This window comes from Streptomyces sp. NPDC028305 (assembly GCF_055569495.1).
Window position 1 is genome coordinate 1,010,257 of record NZ_JBVHTN010000004.1, and the last position, 21,538, is coordinate 1,031,794.

Here is a 21,538-nt window from a genome sequence, read left to right on the forward strand (position 1 = left end):
CAAGCCCGCGACCCCGTAAAACCGAAGCTCACCGGTCTGGTGCCATGGCCGCACGCACCAGCCGCAGATAGTGGTCCCAGTCCCAGTGCCGCCCGGGGTCGGTGTGGTCGGTGCCCGGCACATCGGAGTGGTTGACGATGTGCTCGCGGTCCGCCGGAAATCCGTACCGCTCGCAGATCCTGGCCGTCAGCCGCGCCGAGGCGCGGTACATCGCTTCCGTGAAGGAGCTCGGCCGGTCCACGAACCCCTCGTGTTCGATGCCGACGCTGCGCTCGTTGTACGGGCGGTTTCCCGCGTGAAACGCGACGTCCAACTCGCGGACCGTCTGCGCGATACGTCCGTCGCGGCGCACCACATAGTGCGCCGCGGCGCCGTGCTCCGGGTTCCGGAACGCCGCCAGCGCGTCGTTGAAGCTGCCCTGGACGACATGGATCACCACCCGGTCGACGGTGTAGTCGTACGGCCGGTCCGCCCGCCGCCAGTTCTCCGGCGAGGCCGCGGCCCACTGCGCGCCCGGGTAGTCGACCGCGCCCTCCTCGCGCGGCTGGTCGACGCCGGGCAGCCGCCACCACAGCCGCTCCAGCTCGTCCCGCGCTCCGTAGCCGACAGCGGCAAGACCGGCGGCGACCCCGCCGAACAGCAGCGTCCGCCGCCCGGGCCGGCGCCGGCCGCCGGGCGCCCCGTCACCGGGCGGCTCCTGGCCGCTGTCCTTGCCGGAGCCCGCGTGCTCCGCGGCGTCCGTGGTCTCGTTCACGAAGTTCTCAACGGGCGGCGAGCCGCGTCCGGTTCCACAGCCGCTGTCCGATCATGGCGTGAACCCTGCGTTCGACGGGCCGACCACACCACCCCTGGGTAGATGAAAGTTGGACCATTTTAAGGCCCGGCTACTCAACGATTCGATGAGGAGTGAACAGCATGCGTATCGGGTTCGCGCTTCCCCAGTTCGGCGCTCTGGCGCACCACCCGGAGGACGTGGCGCGGTTCGCGCGGCAGGCCGAGGAATTCGGCGCGGCGAGTCTGTGGGTCGGCGACCGGCTGCTCGACCCGGTCGAGCCGACCGTCGGATACGCGGGAGCCGACACGATTCCGCCGGAATTCCGCGCCGCCCTGGACCCCTTCGCCGTCCTCGCCGCCGCGGCCGCCGTCACCGAGCGGGTCCAGCTGGGCAGCAACGTCATCAACGCCCCCTGGTACCCGCCGAGCACGCTCGCCCGCGCCCTCACCACCATCGACGCGTTCAGCGGGGGACGCCTGCTGGTCGGGCTCGGCACCGGCTGGTCCCCCGAGGAGTACGAGGCCGTGAACGTCCCGATGGCCGAGCGCGGCCGCCGCCTCGACGAAACCCTCGACGTCCTGACCGCGTGGTGGACGGCCAACCCCGTCGAACACCGCGGCGAGCACTGGACCGTGCCCGCCTCGTATGTCGACATCAAGCCCGCCTCCCGCCCCCACCCGCCCGTCTACCTCGCGGCCTTCGCCCCCGCCGCCCTCCGCCGGGTGGCCCGGCGCGCCGACGGCTGGCTGCCGATCGCCGTCCCGCCCGCCCCGTTCGACCCCGAGGCGGACGTCGTCCGCCCCATGGAGCTCATCCGGGAGACGGCCGGGCGCGAGGGCCGGGACCCCGCCGCGCTCGACGCGATCCTGCGGGTCAACCCCTACGCCGAGGCCTCCGTCGAGGACATCGCGACGGTGCTGGCCAGGGCGGAGGCGGAGGCGGGGGTGGGCCACGCCTTCGTGGATCTGATCTATCTGGCCAAGGACGTGGACCAGGCCCTGGACCTGGCACAGCGCATCCTGGACCGCGCGAACGGCGACTGACGGCAGGTGTCCCGCAACATTCCGTAACGACCCGGTGGGGCGCCGGGCCTCCACTCCCCAGGGCCTACCCTGGAGGGGTTATGAATGACTTCCCCGGTGCGCCCACAGGTCCCCGCGACGGCCGTCGCCTGCGCGTCCTCGCCGCCATGTCCGGCGGTGTCGACTCCGCGGTGGCGGCCGCGCGCGCGGCCGAGGCGGGCCATGACGTGACCGGCGTCCACCTCGCGCTCTCCGCCAACCCGCAGTCCTTCCGCACCGGCGCCCGCGGCTGCTGCACCATCGAGGACTCGCGCGACGCCCGCCGGGCCGCGGACGTCATCGGCATCCCCTTCTACGTGTGGGACCTCGCCGAGCGCTTCCGCGAGGACGTGGTGGACAACTTCATCGCCGAGTACGAGGCCGGGCGCACCCCCAACCCCTGCCTGCGCTGCAACGAGAAGATCAAGTTCGCGGCGCTGCTCGACAAGGCGCTGGCGCTCGGCTTCGACGCGGTCTGCACCGGTCACTACGCCACCGTCGTCCACCACGAGGACGGCAGCCGCGAGCTCCACCGCGCCTCCGACATGGCCAAGGACCAGTCGTACGTCCTCGGCGTCCTCGACGAGCGCCAGCTGGCCCACGCCATGTTCCCGCTCGGCGACACCCTCACCACCAAGGACGAGATCCGCGCGGAGGCCGAGCGGCGCGGCCTGGCCGTCGCCAAGAAGCCGGACAGCCACGACATCTGCTTCATCGCCGACGGCGACACCCAGGGCTTCCTGGCCAAGCACCTCGGCACGGCCGAGGGCGACATCGTCGACGAGGACGGCCGCAGGCTCGGCACCCACGACGGCGCGTACGGCTTCACCATCGGCCAGCGCAAGGGCCTGCGCATCGGCCACCCCGCCCCCGACGGCAAGCCCCGCTACGTCCTGGACATCTCCCCGGTGAACAACACCGTCACCGTCGGCCCCGTCGAGGCACTCGACGTCACGGCCCTCACCGCCATCACCCCCCGCTGGTGCGGCACCCCACCCACCGGCCCCGCCACATACACCGCCCAACTGCGCGCCCACGGCGGCGAGACCGAGGTGACGGCCGAGCCCGTCGATGGCGCCGGCGAACTGCGCGTGACTTTCACCGAGCCGGTCCGGGGCGTGGCCCCGGGCCAGGCGATCGTGCTGTACGACGGGACGCGGGTCGTGGGGTCGGCGACGATCGCGACGACGGAGCGGGCGGAGCGCGCGGAGCGGGCCGCGTCGGCGAGCTGAGGCGGTAGCTACGGGAGTGCTCGGGCACCACTCGCGAAGCCGCGCCACTGGAGGCGCAGGAGTTGCCGTGCGTGATCCGCGCTGCTGCCGGCGAGAGCTGCGGCGTTCGTCAGCGCGAGCATGTCGTCCACCGTCAGGTCCGTGTCGACTGCCCCGCCGTGTTGGGCTCTGGTGAGCAGTTTCTGTGCGGTGGATCGCATGGCCGTGTGCCAGTGGTCGAACAATGTGGTGCGCCGCTGAGCGCTGTCCGCGGTCCCGGCCAACGCCAAGGCGCGTTTCGCGGCGACGTGGACGACGAAACTGTCCAGCCAGATGAACAGCGCGTCAGCCGCCGACTCGGATGCAAGCAGGTCGGCGCCCTGCTCGCAGAGGAGCGTCACCTCATCCGCGTACACCGCCACGATCAGGTCCTGGCGGGTGGGGAAGTGGCGGTAGAGCGTCGCGTTGCCGACGCCCGCCCGGCGCGCCACCTCGTCCAGCGCGACGTCGGGGCCGTGCTCGTCGAAGAGCGTTTTCGCCGCGGCGAGTAGCGACTGGACGCTCCTTGCCGCGTCCGCCCTGCGTGGTCGCGGGGCCATCAACGGATCCGGACGCGTCATCGCCATGCTCCCTGGTTGCGATACGGGGACGTCCCTGTTTACAGTACCGCGCAATGAACCGGGGAACTCCCCGTATTGCCGCCTTGAGGATCGCCAATGACTCTCACCTGCGAAGATCGCTGCGCCATCACCGAGCTGATCGCGATGCACGGGCATCTGTGCGACAGCGGAGAACTCGACCGCTTCGACGAGGTGTTCACCACCGACGTCATCTACGACGTCACGGATTTCGGGCACGAGGTCTTGAGGGGAGTGGCGGCCTGCGCCGAGGCCGGGCGCGCCCTGGGCGAGCTGAACCCGGTCGGACACCATGTCACGAACACCGTCCTGAGCGAGCAGGCCGACGGCCGGGTGCACGCGCGCTCCAAGGGAATCGGCGTCTACGCCGACGGTACGACCGGGAGTCTGACATACGAGGACACCATCGTGCGCATGGACCAGGGCTGGCGGATCAGCCACCGAAAGGTGCTCGCGCGACGGGTTCCCCTGGGCGGGTGATGATCGGGCAGCTCGTCGCTCAGAGCCGCATCAGACCCGCGGCGGTGGGCCGGAATCCGCACTGCCCGTAGAAGGACTCAAGGTGCGGCTCGTAGTCGACATGCAGCCACTCCGCGCCATATGCCTTCGCCTCATCCGCCGCCACACGCACCAACCGCACCCCGAGCCCCTGCCGACGCTCGTCGGGGTGCACGGTGGTGTCCAGGATGAAGGCGTGGAGACCTCCGTCGCCGACGACGTTGACGAATCCGACGAGCCGGTCGTCCCGGTGCGCGGCGATCCACAACAGACTGCGGGCCAGCAGCGGTGCGAAGGCGGTCGGGCTGTGATCCGGCCATGAGGCGCTGAACAGCTCGTTGAGCTCCTCGTCCGCGAGTTCGGGGCGCACCGTCAGCACCGTATCGCCGTCGTGCGCGGAACCATTGACCACGTCTTCGTCTCCTCGGTTACTCCTGCCAACCCGCCGTCGCGGCCGCACGCTCCCGCCACAGGGTCACCCCCGCGCCGTTCGGCTCCCAGCGGTGGCAGAACTCCCGCAGGGACTCGCATCTGGCCAGCATGGCGGCCTGGCGGACCGGCCAGGGCGGCACCGCATCCTCGCCGTACGCGCGGAAGAAGGCGTCGAGGGCGTGGCGGTGCTCGGGGTGGTGCATCCGTACGATCCACTCGCACCAGGCCAGGTCCTCGACCGGGTCCCCGAGATGGGCGAACTCCCAGTCGACCACGGCGGTGACCCGGAAGGTGACGGGGTCGAGCAGCAGGTTGTTGGGCCCGTAATCGCCGTGCACCAACACCGCGCCCCGCACGCTCGCCTCAGTCCCGTGGATGCGCCGCAGCAGCGCCCCGCACGCCTCCAGGACCTCCGCGGCGCGGCCGGCGTCCAGCAGCTCCTGGCCGGGCACGCCGGTCATGAAGCCGAGCGTGAGGGTGCCGGTGTCGGCCTCATGCACCGGTGGCACGGGGAGCCGTCCCTGGAGCCGGGTCAACAGCGTGCGCTCACGGTCGAGCCTGAGCTCGGCGTCCGGACCCGCGTAGGTCTTCCGCACGACAGCGCCGTCGCCGATGGTGCGGTTGGTGTAGCCGTGCTTCAGCGGACGCATCCTTCGATGATCAGCCACGGGCCGGCACGCCGCTACCCAATTCGTGGCAGAGTCACGACCATGTTGACCTCAACGCGCGAGCGGCGAAGACGCTTCGCCGCGGTCGCTCTCCTCCTGGGGACCGCCATATCCCTGACCGCTTGCGGTGAGCAGCGCGTCACGGACTCGGCGGCCGGCGTCCCGAACCCGCCCCCGAGCTCCGGCCAGAGTTCCCCCGGCGCCACCCCCTATGTGGAGCCCGGAGCGGGCGACGGCGCCCCGCACTACAACGAGAACAACGCTTTCCGCCGCCCCGGTGCGATGTCCGCCGACAGCGCGGAGGCCGCGCGCAAGGAGGCCGACCGCATCGAGCCCGTGCTCAGGCGGCTCTGGAAAGAGAAGAAGTGGGACGTCGAAAGCGTGCGCGCGGCGATGCTGAAGCTCGGGTACGAGGAGGAGCGGACCGGGGCCGGGGGCAAGCGGCTCGGCGGGACGCTCACCGTGAAGGGGATGTCACCACGCTTCGAGACCGACCACTACGTGACGCCTGAGGGAGCCCTGGTCGGCCTTCGCGTACATGACGACGCCTGCGTCACGGCCTTTGTGCAGAAGACCAACTACGAGGTGCGGACGAATGGCCCGTACATGGAGACCGGCTGCTTCGAGCCGCCCTCCGGTCACTGAGCTTGAGATGTGTGCGGGGCGCGGCCGGCCACCGGCCGCGCCCCGTTCTCGTGGGTCAGGCGCGGCTGGTCACTTGATGTAGACCAGGCCGTCGGAGGTGATGGTCGGGCGGCCGCTGGTGCCGACGACGACGATCTTGACGGTGTGCTTGGCGCTGGTGGACCAGGACTTCGTCCAGATGGCGTTGCGGTACATCGTCGAGGAGGAGCGCAGGTCGACGGTGGCGGCCTTGGTGCCGTCCACATAGACGTACGCCTGGCCGGAGGTCGATGCCCGGGAGACCACCCAGGCCGCGGAACGGCCGGTGAAGGTCCAGGTCAGGCTGGCGCCCTTGCTGCCGCTCGAGTACGACTTGCCGCCCAGGTAGCTGGAGGAGGATTTGGTCGTCCAGCTACCGGACTTCACCGCCGAGGACTCCTGGAGGATGACGGGCGTGTAGGAGGGCGAGGAGGTGCGGTAGTTGCCCGCGTAGTCGTAGGCGCGCATGGACCAGGTGGACGCGGTGCCGGACGCGACCGTGCGGTTGGAAGTGGTGGTCGTCGGGCCGAACGTCGCGGTGGTCGGGGACAGCAGCTTGACGTTCTGGAGGGCGGCGTTGTCGGTTGCCTTCCAGTCCAGGCGGACCGGGACGGCGGTGGTGTTGACCGTGCCGGTCCGCAGGGTGAGCTTCGGTGTCGTGGTGAAGGTCGGGGCGGTGGTCTCGGCGATGACGGTGGTGGCGGCGGTGGTCGCCGTCTTCCCCGACTGGTGCACGGCCCGCACCGCGACCTTGTGCGTGCCCAGCGCCAGGGTGGCCGACGCGGAGGCGCTGGTGCCGGAGGTGGTGGCGACGACCTTGCCGTCGACCAGCAGCTCGTACCTCTTGATCAGGACTGCGGGAGTGGTGGCCGACCAGCGAACGGTGATGCCGGACTTGGTGTAGTAGGCCGAGTTGTACAGACCGGCCCCGGATACCGAGGTGATCTTCAAACCGGCGACGGGGCCGGATGCCAAGCTGCGGATGGTGGGCAGCTGGGCGTACAGCGAGTTGCCGGGGCACTCGGTGTTGTAGCCATCGCGGTGTCCGGAGATCCGGTTGAAGGTGTACTTCGTGTCGGCCGTGTAGCTGGTGCCGAAGTAGTTCTTCTGGGTCGCTCCAGCGGTGAGCTGGACGGTGCCGGCGGGGTCGGCGCCGTACTGACCGAGCTTCCATCCGGCCAGCCGGGCGATCGACGTCAGCGCGTCCGTGGACGCGCCGGTGGAGGTGTAGTTGCCCAGGACGGCGATGCCGGCGCTCTCGCGGTTCCAGCCGTAGGTGTGCGCGCCGAGTACCGGCATATCGACGCCGCCTGCGCGGCCTTCGAAGATGGTGCCGCACTTGTCGACCAGGAAGTTGTACCCGATGTCGTTCCAGCCGTTGGTCTTGACGTGATAGATGTAAATACCACGCACAATCGAGGCGGAATCTGCGCAGCTGTAGTCGTTGGTCCCGTCCGTGTGGTGGACGAAGACCGATTTCACGTCCGTGTTGTACGTCGGAGGGTCCTCCGGTGTGATGCCCGTGGTGTCGGCGCCCCATGTGGAGCGCGAGACGATCGGCGGCTCGGGTGCGGTGGAGGGCGGCCCGCTGGTGGCGGAGGCGCTCGGCGAAGGTGAGGCCGAGGCCGTCGCCGTGTCGCTCGGCGAGGCGGACGGGGCATCGCTGGTCGGGGCCCGGGTCGGCGTGTCGCTCGGCGAGGGGGAGTCCGTCGCCGTGGTGGGAGTGTCGGCCGGAGTGGGGGTGTCGGTCGCCGCGTCCGTGGGCGTGCCGGTCGGCGTATCGGCGGGCGTCGCGCTGTCCGAGGCGGAGGCGGAGGCACTGGGATCATCGAGGGTGTACGCGGCCGGGGCGGGGTCGGCGGTGGCGGCCTTTCCGGGATCCACCAGGTCGAGGCGCAGGCCGTGCGGTAGGGCGGTCGAGGTTTTGCTGCCCGCCAGGACGCGCAACTGGACGCCGTTGGAAGGCCCGACCCAGTAGGGCTCGGTCGCTCCCCGCTCGCCCTTCACCGGAACGTCCCCCCGGGCGTCATTCTCTCCCACGGTGAACCACTGCGACCACGCACCGGTCTTCGCGTCACGGGTGCGCGCTTCGACCTTCTTGGGCGCCTTGGCCCTGGGGTTGGTCCAGCTCACGCCGAGCAGACTGAAGGGCTCGGTGGAACGATCCCCGAGCGCCACGTTCCCGTCCGTGCCGGGCTTCAATGCGATGCGGTGGACGGCGGCCTTGACCGGCCCGGAGGTCGCTGCCCTTCCGGTGTCGGCCGAGCCGTCGGCCAGCCCTTCGAAGGCCAGCACCCCCATCACGCCGACTGCCACTGCGGCAGCCGCTCCCCTTATGCGTCGTGCTCTCAACATTCTCTCCCAGCCCACGGTTGTCCGGGCGTTCCGGCTGTCTGATCAGGCGTGAACGGTCGTCGTGACCGCTGCCGCGTGTGGGGGAAGCGGATTGAATTATTCCGGTACGCGTATTGGGCAGCTTATGGGGCTGGAAGGTCACTTTGCTGGCTCATCTGGGTGATGCGCGTCACCCATCGGCGTGAGTCGCAGCATGCGAGGGGCCCCGGTGCGTGTCGCACCGGGGCCCATGGTCGTATTGCCGCGTCGGCTACCGGCGGTCCAGCAGGGGGTCGAAGCGCCCGTCCTTCACGCCGAGGACGAACGCGCGCAGCGCGGTGCGGTCGGTGATCAGGACTGCTTCGGGCTCGGCGCTTTCGCGTATGGCTATGGCGCTGCCATCAATGGCGACCTCTATGCAGTTGTTGCCGCCGCCGCCGCAGAACGATGACCGCTGCCAGGTGGACTCGTGCACTGATGGCCCCTCTCACATATCGCGGGCGATGGACCGGATGAGCTTCTGAGACTCATCGGATGGGAACGCCGAGTCTTCCATCAGGTCCAGCAGGGCACGATAGTTGGCGAGCGGAGTCGGGGCATCGGCGAAGTGGGGGCCGTAGGCGGTGTCCAACTGCACGGTGTCGAGCTGCGGTACGGGTCCCTCTGCGTACAGGATCGACTGTCCGGCGCCGTGGAAACTTTCGGCGCTGAACGGGATGACGAGCAGGGTGATGTTGTCGCGGTCTGCTGCGTCGGCCAGGTATTCGAGCTGTGTCCTGGCCACGTCCCGCCCGCCGAACTGCATGCGCAGTGCGGCCTCGTGAATGATGCCGACGTAGGGGGTCGGCCGCTCCCGGTCGAGGATGTTCTGGCGTTCCAGGCGGTGTGCCACGCGCAGCTCGACTTCCAGGCGCGGCAGTTTCGGGACCACCAGCTCGAAGAGTGCACGGGCGTGCTCCTCGGTTTGCAGCAGGCCTGGCAGGTGCACCGTCTGCGCGGTGCGGATGTGCGTGGCGTGGTGCTCGATCTCGGAGATGTCCAGGAAGCCGTCCGGCAGCTTGCCTCTGTACTCCGCCCACCAGTCCCGGCTCCGACGGCTGCCCGTCATGGAGGCCAGCGCGTTGATCAGTGGCTCGTCCGCGCATCCGTAATTGCATGCGAGCTGACGGACGCGCTCTTCGCTCAGCCTCGTGCGCGCGGCCTCGACGTTGGAGATCATCGTCCGGTCGGCGCCCAGCATCGTGGCCGCCTGCTGGATGGAAACCCCGGCTTGCTCGCGCATGCGCCGTAGTTCCACGGCGAGGCGGCGCTGACGGCCTGTAGGGGCGCTTCTTGGTGCCATGAGTCCTCTCTCGCTGCCCGTCCAGGCAGTCTGGCAGGGGGCTAAGTGAGGGTCTACTGAGTCGAGTTTTGTTTCACTCGTTCGTGTCTGAGTGACTCACAAGTTACTCAAAGTGCTCTAGCTTGTGACCGCGAACGCAACGCCCACCGGAGGTGCCACGTGACCCCGCAACCGCCACCGCTGCTGTTCACCGAGCCCTGGGAGTACGAACTCCGCTTCCCCCGAGACCCCCGCGGTCCGGGCATCGTCCGGGCCACGCTGCGCGCCGTGCTGACGGCTCACGGGCTGCGTGAACTGGTCGAGTTGGCGTCGCTGCTCACCTCCGAGCTGGCGACCAACTCCGTCCGATACTCAGACGACTGCGCGTCCGTTCGTCTGCTGTGGAGGCACCCCGTGCTGCGGGTCAGCGTCACCGACACCAACCCCGAGCTCCCTGAGCCGTTCAAGCCGTCCGTGGAGGTGGACGGCGGCCGGGGGCTGTTCATCCTCGACGTCCTCGCGGACCGGTGGGGTGGCTGCGCCATCGGGGAGGAGCCGTTCGGGCTCGGCGGGAAGACGGTGTGGTTCGAGCTGGCCTGGGGCGGGCCGTCGCCGACGCCCATGGCGGCGCTGGCCGCCTGAATCAGCCGCGCGGATCCGGGGCGCTGTCGCACCCGCGCCGTACAGTGGCGAGCATGAATATCTGCGTCTTCTGCTCCGCCGCCGACCTGGACGACCGCTACACCGCCCCGGCCCGCGAGTTCGCCGAGCTGATCGGCAAGCGTGGGCACACTCTCGTGTGGGGCGGGTCGGACGTCGGGCTGATGAAGGTGATGGCGGACGGGGTGCAGGAGAACGGCGGGCGGCTCGTCGGGATATCGGTGGAGTTCCTGTCCGCGAAGGCCAGGGAGAACGCCGACGAGATGGTGATCGCCAAGGATCTCGCCGAGCGGAAGGCGCAGCTGCTCGCCCGGGCGGACGCGGTGGTGGTCATGGTGGGCGGCACGGGGACGCTGGACGAGGCCACCGAGATCCTGGAGCTGAAGAAGCACGGCCTGCACATCAAGCCGGTGGTGCTGCTCAACACGGCGGGCTTCTACGACGGGCTGAAGCAGCAGTTCCAGCGGATGGAGGACGAGGGCTTTCTGCCGCTCCCCCTCAGCGAGCTGGTCTTCTTCGCGGAGAGCGGCGCGGACGCGCTGGCGCACCTGGAGCAGTGAGATAGCCGTGAGCGTGGCTCCGCCGGAGCGGAGCCACGCCTTGGTGATGTCGAGGCTCAGCGGCCCACCACGTACACGGCGCGCCTGCGCGGGTGCTCGCCCAGACTCCAGATGCCGTTCCGGTCACCGTCGTAGCTGAGGTCCTCGGGGCCGATCGAGAGCTTTCCGTGCTTCTTGGGCTTCTCGAAGCTGCCGCGCGGGCAGCGGTACAGGTGCCCGGGGTTGGAACCTTTGCTGACCGAGAAGTAGTAGGAGCCGTTCACACTGACGACCCCCTGGACGTTGGCCCGCTCGAACGACCGCTCCTCCACGGCCTCTTCGGAGGTGATGGAACTCGTGCTGGAGTTCATGTTCCAGCGTATGCACCGGGTGCTGCCGCCGCCGAAGTACTCGTTGACAAGGAGGGAAGGCTGCGGGGTCGTATGGTCCACCGCGACCTGTGAATACCTCAGGTCCGCTCCCGCGTTGTCGTAGGCACGGCTCTGCGGAAGCACGTACTGGTAGCCCCACGCGTAGTACTTCTTGTCTCCCCGGTGGTATCCGCAGTAGCCCGCCGCCGCGAGCCCGCTGGCGGAAACCCGGAACATCTGGTTGATGTTGAATACGCGCAACCCGCCATTCGCGCTGTCAGCGAGATAGAGCCTGTCCCCGTACCAGGCGAGGCCTCCCGCGTGGGCTTTGACCGGCCGGAAGTCATTGGGCTGGCCGAGACGCTTCAGGGGCTCCACGAGCAGCACGTGACGGTATCGCGGCCTGCTCGGGAGGGTCACATCGACGAAGGTGATACGCGCGCCCCGCCACGCGTTCATGCCCTTTCCGTACCAGGACACCAGGACCGCCCGCTTCTCCGGCTCCGTGTTCGTGCCCGGAATCGGTCCGTGGTAGGCGTCGTAGCTGGTGGAGATGCCCTGCGGATACCACGCCGGAGTGGTGCCGTCACTGGTGTCAGGGTCCCAGCCGAAGGAGTACTTGAGCCTGTCCGGCTTGCCCCCCGCGGGCCAGCGGTGGTTCACCACCGCTTTGCGGTCGGCGTTCCGCAGCACCTCTGCCACCAGGGGCGCTGCCGGGAGTGCACGGGCGAGACCGGCGATCGCCTCAGGGTAGGTGTAGCCGACCTGCCTCTTCGGGCGGTCGCGCATCTTCACGCGGAATTCGGACGCTGCCTCGGAAGAAGCCGCGTGCGCCGTGGACGGGAGTACCAGGCCGCCGGCGGCCGCGGCGAGCGGAGCGGCGGAGATGCCGCAGAGAAGTGTTCGGCGTGTGACGTCCATGACAGACGCATCCCCCATTCGGTATTCGGGCCGGGGGAGTGGCGGCGCCCGCCCCCCTGCCGGGCGCCGCATAGGACAGCCTTTCGGGCCGGTGTTGCAGAGACCTTGTGCGGACCTTGAATCGGCTGATCGGATGGGCTGTCACAGGGCAGGCTGTTTCCACCGTGGGAGCGAAATGGCGGTCACGTTCGGGTTATTGGGCGGCATCGAGGTGTGGGCCGACGGCCGTCCGATGGACGTCGGGCATGTGCGGCAGCGGTCCGTTCTGGCGGCGCTGCTCGTCGATGCCAACCGTTCGGTCTCCGTCGATCAGCTCGCGGACCGGATCTGGGGTGAGCGGCCGCCGCAGCGGTTCCGTACGGCGCTCTACAGCTATCTCTCGCGGCTGAGGGCCGTCCTGACCGCTGTCGGGGTGGAGATCGGGAAGGAAGCGGGGGGCTACGTCCTGGCGGCCGAGAAGGCGGCCATCGACCTGCACCGCTTCCGTGAGCTGGTCGCCGAGGCCCGCAGCGCCGCCGACGAGGGGGCCGAGGCGCTGCTGGAGCAGGCGCTCGGGCTGTGGCGCGGCGACGCGTTCGGCGCGATCGACACGCCCTGGTTCAACGCGCTGCGCGACGCCCTCGCCCAGGAGCGGTTCGCGGCCGAGCTGGACCGTAATGACGCCGGGCTGCGCCGCGGGCGCCACGGGGAGCTGCTGGCCGGGCTGTTCACCCGGGCCGGGGAGCGCCCGCTGGACGAGCGGCTGGCGGGGCAGCTGATGCTCGCGCTGTATCGCTGTGGCCGCCAGGCCGAGGCGCTGGAGCACTATCGGCGCACACGGCAGTTGCTGGTTGCGGAGCTGGGCATCGGCCCGGGCCGGGCGGTGGACCAGCTGCATCAGCGGATCCTGGAGGGGGACCCCGCGCTCGCGGAACCGCCTGCGGGCGACACGAGCCTCGGCCCGGAGGCCCACATCCCGGTGCCGCGTCAGCTGCCCGCCCCGCCGCCCGCCTTCACCGGCCGCGCGCGGGAGCTGCTGCGGCTGAGCGAGGTGTGCGACGTACGGGCCGAGGCCGGCGGCGAGACGGTCGTGATCTCGGCGATCGGCGGGATCGGCGGGGTCGGCAAGACCTGGCTGGCGGTCCGCTGGGCGCACGAGAACACGGCGCGGTTCCCCGACGGGCAGCTGTACGTCAACCTGCGCGGCTTCGACCCGTCGGCGGAACCGGTGCCGACAGCGGTCGCGGTGCGGGGGTTCCTGGACGCGCTCGGCGTCGCGCCCGACTCGATCCCGGTGGACCTGGACGCGCAGACCGCGCTGTACCGCAGCCTGCTGGCGGGCCGGCGCGTGCTGGTTGTGCTGGACGACGCCCGCGACGCCGGGCAGGTGCGGCCGCTGCTGCCCGGCAGCCCCAGCTGCACCGTGCTGGTGACCAGCCGTTCCAGGCTCACCTCCCTGGTCACCACGCACGGCGCGCTGCCGCTGCCGCTCGACGTCTTCGGCGCGGCCGAGGCGCGCGAGCTGCTGGTGCGGCACCTGGGGGCCGCGCGGGTCGAGGCCGAACCGGACGCGGTGGACGTGCTGTTGGAGCACTGCGCGGGCCTTCCGCTGGCCCTGGGGATCGTGGCCGCGCGCGCCGCCACCCACCCCGACCTGCCCCTCGCCGCGCTCGCCGAGGAGCTGAGGGAGGCGGCGACCCGGCTGGACGCGCTGGACACCGGCGATCTGACCGCGAACCTGCGCGCCGTCTTCGCCGCCTCGCACCGCGCCCTCTCCGCCCCGGCGGCCGAGCTGTTCGGACTGCTGGGCCTGGCGCCGGGCCCCGACATCGGCCTGCCCGCCGCGGCCTCCCTCGCCGGGCTCGACGCGCCCCGCACCCGCGTACTGCTCGGCGAGCTGGAGGCCGCGCACCTGGTCCAGCGGCACGCCCCGGCCCGTTACCGGATGCACGATCTCGTCCGGCTGTACGCCGCCGAGCGCGGTCAGGCGGACGAGCGCGGGCGTGGCCGGGACGCGTTGCGTCGGCTGGTCGACTTCTATCTGCACACCGCCTTCGCCGCCAACAGCCTGGTGGACGGGCCGAACACGCCGTTCAGACCCGAGCTCGACCCGGCCGCGCCCGGCTGCGTCCCGGTCCGCCTCGAGGACCCCGCCGCGGCCCTGGACTGGTTCGACGCCGAACACGCCTGCGTTCTCGCCGCCCAGCGGCTGGCCCTGAAGCAGGAACGGCACACCCCGGTCTGGCAGCTGGCCTGGACGCTGATCTCCTACCACTGGCGTGGCGCCCACTTCCGGGACCACCTCAGGGTCTGGCGGGCGGGGCTCACCGCCGCCGAGCGCCAGGGCCATCCGCCCGCGCGGGCGCTCGCCCACTGGCGCCTGGGCCAGGCCGCCTCGCACCTGGGGCAGGGCGCCGAGGCCCTGGACCACCTCGGCCGGGCGCTGGCGGTGTACGAGGAGGCAGGCGACGTCCCCGGCCAGGCCCACACACATCGCACCCTTGGATGGGTTTGGGAGCAACAGGGCGACAAAGAGGCCGCGCTGACCCACGCGGGCCAGGCCCTGCGCCTGTACGAGGGGCTCGGCAACCCCGTCTGGCAGGCGGGCCAGCTCAACGCGGTCGGCTGGTGCCATGCCCAGCTGGGCCGCTTCGAGGAGGCGCGCGACCACTGCGAGCGGGCCCTGGCGCTGTTCCGTGCCGAGGCCGGCCGGGGCGCCGAGGCCTCGACGCTGGACAGCCTCGGCTACATCGCCCACCGGACCGGCCGCCACGACCGGGCGCTCGTCCACTACAGCGAGGCTCTGGAGCTGTTCCAGGAGGCGGGCAACGCGTATGACGAGGCCGACACCCTCGCCAACATCGCCGACGCCCAGCAGGCCCTGGGGCGGCCCGAGGAGGCCCGGGAGAACCGGCTGCGGGCCCTCGCGCTGTTCCGCGCCCAGCGCCGCGCAGCGCAGGCCCGGCACGTCCAGGAACAGTTGGACGGACCATGACCGTCTTCTCGGTGCCCTCCGGACGACGGCGGCCCGCGCACCCGCGCCGCCGCGGCCCCGCCCGGTGCGGCAAGCTGGGGGCATGGGAACGCATCTGATCACTGGAGCAGGTTCGGGCATCGGCGAGGCGGTCACCGAGCGGCTCGTCGAGCGGGGCGAGGAGCTGTGGCTGCTGGCCCGCGACGCCGGGCGGGCACGGGAGCTGGCGGCGCGCTTTCCCGGCGCCCGTACGGTCGTCGGTGACCTGGCGGACCCGGACCGGCTGTCCTGGGCGCTGGGGCAGCAGGCGCTGCCCGAGCGGCTGGACTCGCTGCTGCACATCGCCGGCGTGGTGGACCTCGGCGAGGTCGGCGAGCTGACCCCCAAGGTGTGGACCCGCCAGCTCGCCGTCAATCTGGTCTCGCCCGCCGAGCTGACCCGGCTGCTGCTGCCACAGCTGCGGGTGGCCCAGGGGCATGTGGTCTTCGTCAACTCCGGTGCCGGGCTGCGGGCCAGCAGCCAGTGGGGCGCGTACGCGGCGAGCAAGCACGGGCTCAAGGCGCTGGCCGACGCGCTGCGCTGGGAGGAGAGCGGCCACGGGGTGCGGGTGACCACCGTCTATCCGGGGCGTACGGCCACGCCCATGCAGGTCAAGGTGCACCAGCAGGAGGGCAAGGAGTACGACCCGGAGCGCTGGATGACGGCCGGGTCGGTGGCGACCACGGTCCTGGCGGCCCTCGACCTGCCGCGCGACGCGGAGATCACGGACCTGTCGGTGCGGCCGATCGCCTGACGGCCGAGCGGGGCGGAGTCCCGACGCGTCGGCGGCGAACCGCGCCCGCCGACGTACGCTGACGAGGTGAGCAGCGAAGCCGAAGCGAGAGCGACCGACGCGCAAGCGGGGTGCGGGGTCAGGGAGATCCGGGGGCTCGTCACCGAACTGTCCCGGCGGATGGACGCGCACCGGCGCAGCCGGATCGCCGAGCTCGGCCTCACCCCCACCCAGGCGAAGGCCCTGGAGGAGCTGGGGGAGCCGAAGACGGCGCGGGAGCTGGCAGCGGTGCTGTGCTGTGAGCCGCCGAACGTGACCTATGTGATGGACAAGATGGAGAAGCAGGGGCTGGTGGTACGGCAGCCGCACCCCACGGACCGCAGGGCCAAGCAGCTGGTCCTGACCGAGGAGGGGCGGGAGCTGCGGCTGGATCTGCTGCGGCGGATGGGGAAGGACTCGCCACTGGACCACCTGACCGACGAGGGGCGCGATGAGCTGCGGGCGCAGCTGCTGAAGGCGCTCGACCGGGTGGGGTAGGCATCGCGGGAGCCCCCGGGAGCCCAGGGCGTGGGTCCCAGGGGCTTTCGTATGGCGCCAGTAAAGTTATAGCTGTATCTATTGCAGCTGTAATGGATACAGCTATAAGTTTTCGTGCATGATCACTCGTACGGACAGGGCACGGCAGAGGGCGGACGAGCCCGGACATTCCGTGAAGGCGAAGTCGAACGGGAAGGCAGAGGGGGAGGGGCGGGCGACAGAGAAGCGGCAGGGCGTGCAACTTCTCGCGCTGGCCCTCGGCTTCGTGATGGCGACCCTGGACGTGACGATCATGAACGTCGCGGGGCCCCAGCTGCGCTCCGGCCTGGATCTGACCCTCTCCGGCCTCACCTGGGTCGTCGACGGCTACGTCCTGGTCTTCGCGTCCCTGCTGCTGCTCGCCGGGTCACTGGCGGGCCGCTTCGGGGCGCGGCGGATCTATCTGGCCGGGCTCGGGCTGTTCACCGCGGCCTCGCTGGTGTGCGCGGTGGCCCCGGTCGCCGGGGTGCTGGTGGCCGGGCGGCTGGCGCAGGGGGCCGGGGCCGCGCTCTTCATGCCGAGCTCGCTCACCCTCCTCATGAACGCCTTCCCGGGCGGCCCGGAGCGCGCCCGGGTCCTGGGCATCTGGTCCGCGATCGTCTCGACGGCGGCCGGAGTGGGGCCCGCGGTCGGCGGGCTGCTGGTCGGCGGCCTGGGCTGGCGCAGCATCTTCCTGGTCAACCTGCCCGTCGGGCTCGCCGCCCTGGTGCTCGCGCGCCGTTACGTCGCGCCGCTTCCCGGCCGCGCCATGCCGTTGGGCGCGGGCGGGCACGCGCTCGGTCTGGTCGCGCTCGCGGCGCTCGCGTACGGCCTCATCCAGGGGCCGGAGACGGGGTGGGGCGCGGCGCCGGTGCTCGCCGCGTTCGCGGTCGCGCTGCTGGCCGGGGCCGCCTTCGCGGTACGGGAGCGGGCCGCGGGGACGACGGCCCGGGTGCTGCCCGGCGCACTCTTCGCCAACGCGCGCTTCTCGACCGCCAACGCCGTCGGCTTCCTCTTCAACCTCGGCTGCTACGGCGGGATGTTCATGCTCGGGCTCTTCCTGCAGAACGCGCGCGGCGCGAGCCCCATGGAGGCGGGCCTGCAACTGCTCCCCACCCAGATGGTCTTCCTGCTCGGCAATGTCCTGTACGCCAAGGCGGGGCACCGGGTGGGCAACCGGGCCGCGCTCGCCGGGTCGCTGCTGTACGCGGCGGCCGGGACGACCGCCCTCGCGGTCGTCATCTCCCCGGGGCTGCCTTATTGGGCGCTCGCCGTGATCCTGGGCGCCTTCAACACCGGCCTCGGTGTCGCCTCCCCGGCGATGACCGGCGCACTCATGGACGCCGCCGGACGCGAGCACGCGAGCATCGCCTCGGCCACGCTCAACGCGAACCGGCAGATCGGCACGCTGGTCGGCATCGCTGTCATGGGCGCGGTGCTCGCGGGCGCGGGCGGCTGGTACGCGGGCGCCGCGGCATCCTTCGGACTGGCTGGCGCGGCGTACGCGGGCGCCGCGCTGCTGGCGTGGTTCGGCCTGCGGGCGCCGAGGGCCGACCGAGCGGTTCACGCGAGCGGCCGCGGGGCTCGTACCCTTCCGGGGTGAGCGAGAAGAGCACCGCGAACAGCGCGGACAACGCGAAGGGGCCGAGCTGGGGCGCGGGGGCCGCGACCGGCGTCGGGTCGATGCCGGGCGGTGACGCGCGGGAGGCCGCCAAGACCGTCACCGGGTCGCTGGAGACGCTGCCGTACCTGCCGGAGCTGCCCGCGCGGGGTCCCGGCGCGGACATGATCGGGCGGACCGCCGGCCTGCTGGTCGAGGTGTACGCGCACGTGGAGCCCAGCGGCTGGCGGATCAGCGACCGCCCCGGGCGCGACACCCGGCGGGCGCGCTCCTGGATGAGGGAGGACCTGGACGCCCTGGAGGAGTTCACCCAGGGCTATCAGGGCGCGCTCAAGGTGTCGGCCGTCGGGCCCTGGACCCTGGCCGCCGGGCTCGAACTGCGGGGCGGGGAGGCCGCGCTGAACGACGCGGGCGCCTGCCGGGACCTGGTGGCCTCGCTCGCGGAGGGGCTGCGCGGCCACCTGGCGGAGGTGCGCCGCCGGGTCCCCGGGGCCCAGGTGGTGCTCCAGCTCGACGAGCCGTCCCTGACGGCGGTGGCACGCGGGCGGGTCCGGTCGGCCAGCGGCTACCGCACCTACGCCGCAGTGGACCGGGGCGTGCTGGAGGGCGCGCTGCGGGATGTGATCGCGGTGACGGACGGGCCGGTGGTCGTCCACTCCTGTGCGCCCGGCGTGCCCTTCGGGCTGCTGCGGCGGGCGGGGGCCGCCGGGGTCTCCTTCGACTTCTCCCTGCTCACGGAGCGTGAGGAGGAGGCGATCGGGGAGGCCGTCGAGGCCGGCACCTCGCTGTTCGTCGGCGCGGTGCCGGGGACCGACACCCCATTGTCGGACCCTGCCGGTAGCGTCATGGGTGTCAGGACGCTGTGGCGCAGGCTGGGGCTCTCGCCTGGGGCTCTCGCGGAGTCCGTGGTGGTCACCCCGGCGTGCGGCCTCGCGGGCGCCTCGCCCGCGTACGCGCGCGCCGCGCTGGCCCACTGCGTCCGGGCGGCGAGATCGCTCGCGGACAACCCTGAGTAACGGGAGGACGACACGGTGGCCGGCGAACAGCAGTCGACAGTGCCCGCGGAGGCACGGGACAAGCACGCCAAGCTCGCTGAGCAGGTCGAGGAGCACCGCTTCCGGTACTACGTCAAGGACGCCCCGGTCGTCAGCGACGCCGAGTTCGACCGGCTGCTGCGGGCGCTCGAGGCGCTGGAGGAGGAATACGCGGAGCTCAGGACGCCCGACTCGCCGACCCAGAAGGTCGCGGGCGCGTACGAGACGGAGTTCACGGAGGTCGAGCACCGCGAGCGCATGCTCAGCCTGGACAACGCCTTCGACAACGACGAGCTGGCCGGCTGGGCCGACCGCATCGTACGGGAGCTGGCGGAGACCCCGTACCACTTCCTGTGCGAGCTCAAGGTGGACGGCCTCGCGGTCAACCTGACGTACGAGCGCGGCCGGCTGACCCGCGCCGCGACGCGCGGCGACGGCCGCACCGGGGAGGACATCACGCCCAATGTGCGGACGATCTCCGCGATCCCCGACCGGCTCAAGGGCGACCGGGTTCCGGAGCTGGTGGAGGTCCGCGGCGAGGTCTACTTCCCCGGGGAGCGCTTCGAGGAGCTGAACGCGCGGCTGGTGGAGGCGGGGAAGCCGCCGTTCGCCAACCCGAGGAACGCGGCGGCGGGCTCGCTGCGCCAGAAGGACCCCAAGGTCACCGCGAGCCGCCCGCTGCGCATGGTGGTCCACGGCATCGGAGCGCGCGACGGCTTCGCCATCGACCGGCAGTCGCAGGCCTACGAGCTGCTGCACGAGTGGGGGCTGCCGACGGCCGCGCACTACAAGGTCGTGGATTCGCTCGACGGCGTCCGTGAGTACATCGCGTACTACGGGGACCCCAAGCGGCGGCATTCGCTGGAGCACGAGATCGACGGCGTGGTCGTCAAGCTCGACGAGATCCCGCTCCAGGGGCGGCTGGGTTCCACCTCGCGGGCGCCGCGCTGGGCCATCGCCTGGAAGTTCCCGCCGGAGGAGGTCAATACCAAGCTGGTCGACATCCGGGTCGGCGTCGGGCGCACCGGGCGCGTTACGCCGTTCGCCGTGGTCGAGCCGGTCACGGTGGCGGGCTCGGAAGTCGAATTCGCGACCCTGCACAATCAGGACGTCGTCAAGGCCAAAGGCGTGTTGATCGGCGACACCGTGGTGCTGCGTAAAGCGGGCGATGTCATTCCGGAAATTGTGGGGCCGGTCGTCGATCTGCGGGACGGCACCGAGCGGGAGTTCGTGATGCCCGCCGAGTGCCCGGAGTGCGGCACTCCGCTCCAGCCGATGAAGGAGGGCGACGTCGATCTGCGCTGCCCCAACGCCCGCTACTGCCGGGCCCAGGTCCGCGAGCGCGTCTACTACCTGGCGGGCCGCAAGTGTCTGGACATCGAGAATTTCGGCTATGTCGCCGCCGGTGCGCTCACCCAGCCGCTGGAGCCCGCCGAGCCGCCACTGAAGGACGAAGGCGATCTGTTCGACCTGATGGTCGAACAACTCCTCCCCATCCGGTCGTATGTGTTGGACCCGGACAGCGGACTGCCCAAGCGCGACCCCAAGACGGGGGAGGAGAAAGTCGTCACCTTCTTCGCCAATCAGAAGGGCGAGCCGAAGAAGAACACCCTGGCGATGCTGGCCAACATTGAGGCGGCCAAGGAGCGCCCGCTGGCCCGTATCCTCACCGGCCTTTCCATCCGTCATGTCGGGCCCGTCGCGGCCGCCGCGCTGGCCCGCGAGTTCCGCTCGCTGGACCGGATCGCCGAGGCGGGCGAGGAGGAGCTGGCGGCCGTGGAGGGCGTGGGGCCCACCATCGCGGCCTCGGTCAAGCAGTGGTTCGCCGAGGACTGGCACCGCGAGATCGTGGAGAAGTGGCGCCGGGCCGGGGTCCGGTTCGAGGAGGAGGCCGCCGAGGACGAGGGGCCGCGGCCGCTCGAAGGGCTCACGGTCGTGGTCACCGGCACCCTGCAATCGCACACCCGGGACGGGGCGAAGGAGGCGCTTCAGAACCGCGGCGCGAAAGTCGTGGGTTCCGTTTCGAAGAAGACGGGTTTTGTTGTTGTCGGCGACAATCCAGGATCGAAGTACGACAAAGCCATGCAGTTGAAGGTTCCCGTGCTCGATGAGGATGGATTTGCGGTCCTGCTCGAACAGGGGCCCGAGGCCGCGAGAGAGGTCGCGGTGACGCCCGCGGAGTAGTCGGGGCCAAGTCGGGACCAAGTAACGAGCTGTCAGGAGTCATCCGGATGGGCTCCGCCCGACTCCGGATGACTCCGCATGACCCGTCCGGACGAACTGTCCGGTGGAGTACCAAGTGGGTTCCGGTCCAACCTGGCCGGATTACGACTGGGAGCACTTCCCGGGCATCGCGAGCGGGCATCACCCTTACAGCGCATACCAGATGGTTATGGATCGTCGGGCGGCATTCGGGCAACCGTCGCCGATCGCCGCCCGTCAAAGCCATCTGCCGCCTACTGTTGATGGTGTGCGCCTGCCGTGGCGCTGGCACCGCCGGCTGTGAGAGGG

General features: G+C 70.9%; 20 protein-coding genes. 12 read left to right on the top strand and 8 right to left on the bottom strand.

Features of this window, described 5'->3' with window-relative positions:
* Positions 1-28: 28 nt before the first annotated feature.
* Entirely contained in the window at positions 29-754 is a 726-nt protein-coding gene (locus ACZ4WQ_RS20715) for an N-acetylmuramoyl-L-alanine amidase (RefSeq protein WP_385344362.1), read from the bottom strand.
* A 161-nt stretch (positions 755-915) separates the two neighbouring features.
* Between ACZ4WQ_RS20715 and ACZ4WQ_RS20720 the strand changes: the two genes are divergently transcribed.
* Together ACZ4WQ_RS20720 and mnmA are read left to right on the top strand one after the other, a co-directional pair.
* Entirely contained in the window at positions 916-1,818 is a 903-nt protein-coding gene (locus ACZ4WQ_RS20720; RefSeq protein ID WP_398371726.1) for a TIGR03619 family F420-dependent LLM class oxidoreductase, read from the top strand.
* Between the two features lie 80 nt (positions 1,819-1,898).
* Complete coding sequence (gene mnmA / locus ACZ4WQ_RS20725) at positions 1,899-3,068, top strand: tRNA 2-thiouridine(34) synthase MnmA (RefSeq protein ID WP_385344366.1); 1,170 nt, start codon at positions 1,899-1,901, stop codon at positions 3,066-3,068.
* 8 nt (positions 3,069-3,076) lie between these two features.
* Here mnmA and ACZ4WQ_RS20730 read toward each other — a convergent pair whose 3' ends face one another.
* Positions 3,077-3,667, bottom strand: coding sequence for a TetR/AcrR family transcriptional regulator (locus ACZ4WQ_RS20730; protein ID WP_398371728.1), 591 nt, complete (start codon positions 3,665-3,667; stop codon positions 3,077-3,079).
* 96 nt (positions 3,668-3,763) lie between these two features.
* Here ACZ4WQ_RS20730 and ACZ4WQ_RS20735 point away from each other — a divergent pair, with 96 nt between their 5' ends.
* Positions 3,764-4,165, top strand: a complete 402-nt coding sequence (locus ACZ4WQ_RS20735; protein ID WP_398371730.1) for a nuclear transport factor 2 family protein — start codon at positions 3,764-3,766, stop codon at positions 4,163-4,165.
* Positions 4,166-4,184: 19 nt separating this feature from the next.
* On the opposite strand, the gene ACZ4WQ_RS20740 is transcribed toward ACZ4WQ_RS20735, so the two are convergent.
* Positions 4,185-4,595 (bottom strand): GNAT family N-acetyltransferase, encoded by a 411-nt coding sequence (locus ACZ4WQ_RS20740; RefSeq protein ID WP_385344375.1) that lies wholly within the window; start codon positions 4,593-4,595, stop codon positions 4,185-4,187.
* A 16-nt stretch (positions 4,596-4,611) separates the two neighbouring features.
* The gene (locus ACZ4WQ_RS20745; protein WP_398371733.1) at positions 4,612-5,265 is read right to left on the bottom strand and encodes a phosphotransferase family protein; all 654 of its coding nucleotides are present in this window, start codon (positions 5,263-5,265) and stop codon (positions 4,612-4,614) included.
* Between the two features lie 60 nt (positions 5,266-5,325).
* Between ACZ4WQ_RS20745 and ACZ4WQ_RS20750 the strand changes: the two genes are divergently transcribed.
* Complete coding sequence (locus ACZ4WQ_RS20750; protein WP_398371735.1) at positions 5,326-5,928, top strand: hypothetical protein; 603 nt, start codon at positions 5,326-5,328, stop codon at positions 5,926-5,928.
* A 69-nt stretch (positions 5,929-5,997) separates the two neighbouring features.
* Here ACZ4WQ_RS20750 and ACZ4WQ_RS20755 read toward each other — a convergent pair whose 3' ends face one another.
* The 3 genes from ACZ4WQ_RS20755 to ACZ4WQ_RS20765 form a co-directional block, all read right to left on the bottom strand.
* Entirely contained in the window at positions 5,998-8,301 is a 2,304-nt protein-coding gene (locus ACZ4WQ_RS20755) for a peptidoglycan recognition protein (protein ID WP_398371737.1), read from the bottom strand.
* Between the two features lie 250 nt (positions 8,302-8,551).
* On the bottom strand, positions 8,552-8,755 hold the full coding sequence (locus ACZ4WQ_RS20760; protein ID WP_398371739.1) for a DUF397 domain-containing protein: 204 nt from the start codon (positions 8,753-8,755) through the stop codon (positions 8,552-8,554).
* Positions 8,756-8,767: 12 nt separating this feature from the next.
* Positions 8,768-9,622 (bottom strand): helix-turn-helix transcriptional regulator, encoded by an 855-nt coding sequence (locus ACZ4WQ_RS20765; protein WP_398371741.1) that lies wholly within the window; start codon positions 9,620-9,622, stop codon positions 8,768-8,770.
* A 159-nt stretch (positions 9,623-9,781) separates the two neighbouring features.
* Between ACZ4WQ_RS20765 and ACZ4WQ_RS20770 the strand changes: the two genes are divergently transcribed.
* Together ACZ4WQ_RS20770 and ACZ4WQ_RS20775 are read left to right on the top strand one after the other, a co-directional pair.
* A complete protein-coding gene (locus ACZ4WQ_RS20770) occupies positions 9,782-10,243 on the top strand; it encodes an ATP-binding protein (RefSeq protein WP_385344389.1) in 462 nt (153 codons plus the stop codon).
* 53 nt (positions 10,244-10,296) lie between these two features.
* Positions 10,297-10,821 carry an LOG family protein gene (locus ACZ4WQ_RS20775; RefSeq protein ID WP_352129407.1) on the top strand — a complete coding sequence of 175 codons (525 nt, stop codon included), beginning with the start codon at positions 10,297-10,299 and terminating at the stop codon, positions 10,819-10,821.
* 56 nt (positions 10,822-10,877) lie between these two features.
* Here the strand turns inward: ACZ4WQ_RS20775 and ACZ4WQ_RS20780 are convergent, their stop codons facing one another.
* Positions 10,878-12,092 carry a hypothetical protein gene (locus tag ACZ4WQ_RS20780; RefSeq protein WP_398371744.1) on the bottom strand — a complete coding sequence of 405 codons (1,215 nt, stop codon included), beginning with the start codon at positions 12,090-12,092 and terminating at the stop codon, positions 10,878-10,880.
* A gap of 175 nt (positions 12,093-12,267) precedes the next feature.
* Between ACZ4WQ_RS20780 and ACZ4WQ_RS20785 the strand changes: the two genes are divergently transcribed.
* From ACZ4WQ_RS20785 to ligA, 6 genes are all read left to right on the top strand, one after another.
* Complete coding sequence (locus tag ACZ4WQ_RS20785; RefSeq protein ID WP_398371746.1) at positions 12,268-15,066, top strand: AfsR/SARP family transcriptional regulator; 2,799 nt, start codon at positions 12,268-12,270, stop codon at positions 15,064-15,066.
* A gap of 82 nt (positions 15,067-15,148) precedes the next feature.
* Positions 15,149-15,838: an SDR family oxidoreductase gene (locus ACZ4WQ_RS20790; RefSeq protein WP_311730309.1), complete on the top strand. Its 690-nt coding sequence runs from the start codon at positions 15,149-15,151 to the stop codon at positions 15,836-15,838.
* 66 nt (positions 15,839-15,904) lie between these two features.
* Entirely contained in the window at positions 15,905-16,354 is a 450-nt protein-coding gene (locus ACZ4WQ_RS20795; protein WP_311730308.1) for a MarR family winged helix-turn-helix transcriptional regulator, read from the top strand.
* 235 nt (positions 16,355-16,589) lie between these two features.
* Positions 16,590-17,975 (top strand): MFS transporter, encoded by a 1,386-nt coding sequence (locus ACZ4WQ_RS20800; RefSeq protein WP_385344402.1) that lies wholly within the window; start codon positions 16,590-16,592, stop codon positions 17,973-17,975.
* Positions 17,972-19,009 carry a methionine synthase gene (locus ACZ4WQ_RS20805; RefSeq protein WP_468022331.1) on the top strand — a complete coding sequence of 346 codons (1,038 nt, stop codon included), beginning with the start codon at positions 17,972-17,974 and terminating at the stop codon, positions 19,007-19,009. Before ACZ4WQ_RS20800 ends, ACZ4WQ_RS20805 begins: the two co-directional genes overlap by 4 nt.
* Before the next feature lie 15 nt (positions 19,010-19,024).
* Positions 19,025-21,211, top strand: coding sequence for an NAD-dependent DNA ligase LigA (ligA, locus tag ACZ4WQ_RS20810; protein WP_398371751.1), 2,187 nt, complete (start codon positions 19,025-19,027; stop codon positions 21,209-21,211).
* Positions 21,212-21,538 lie beyond the last annotated feature (327 nt).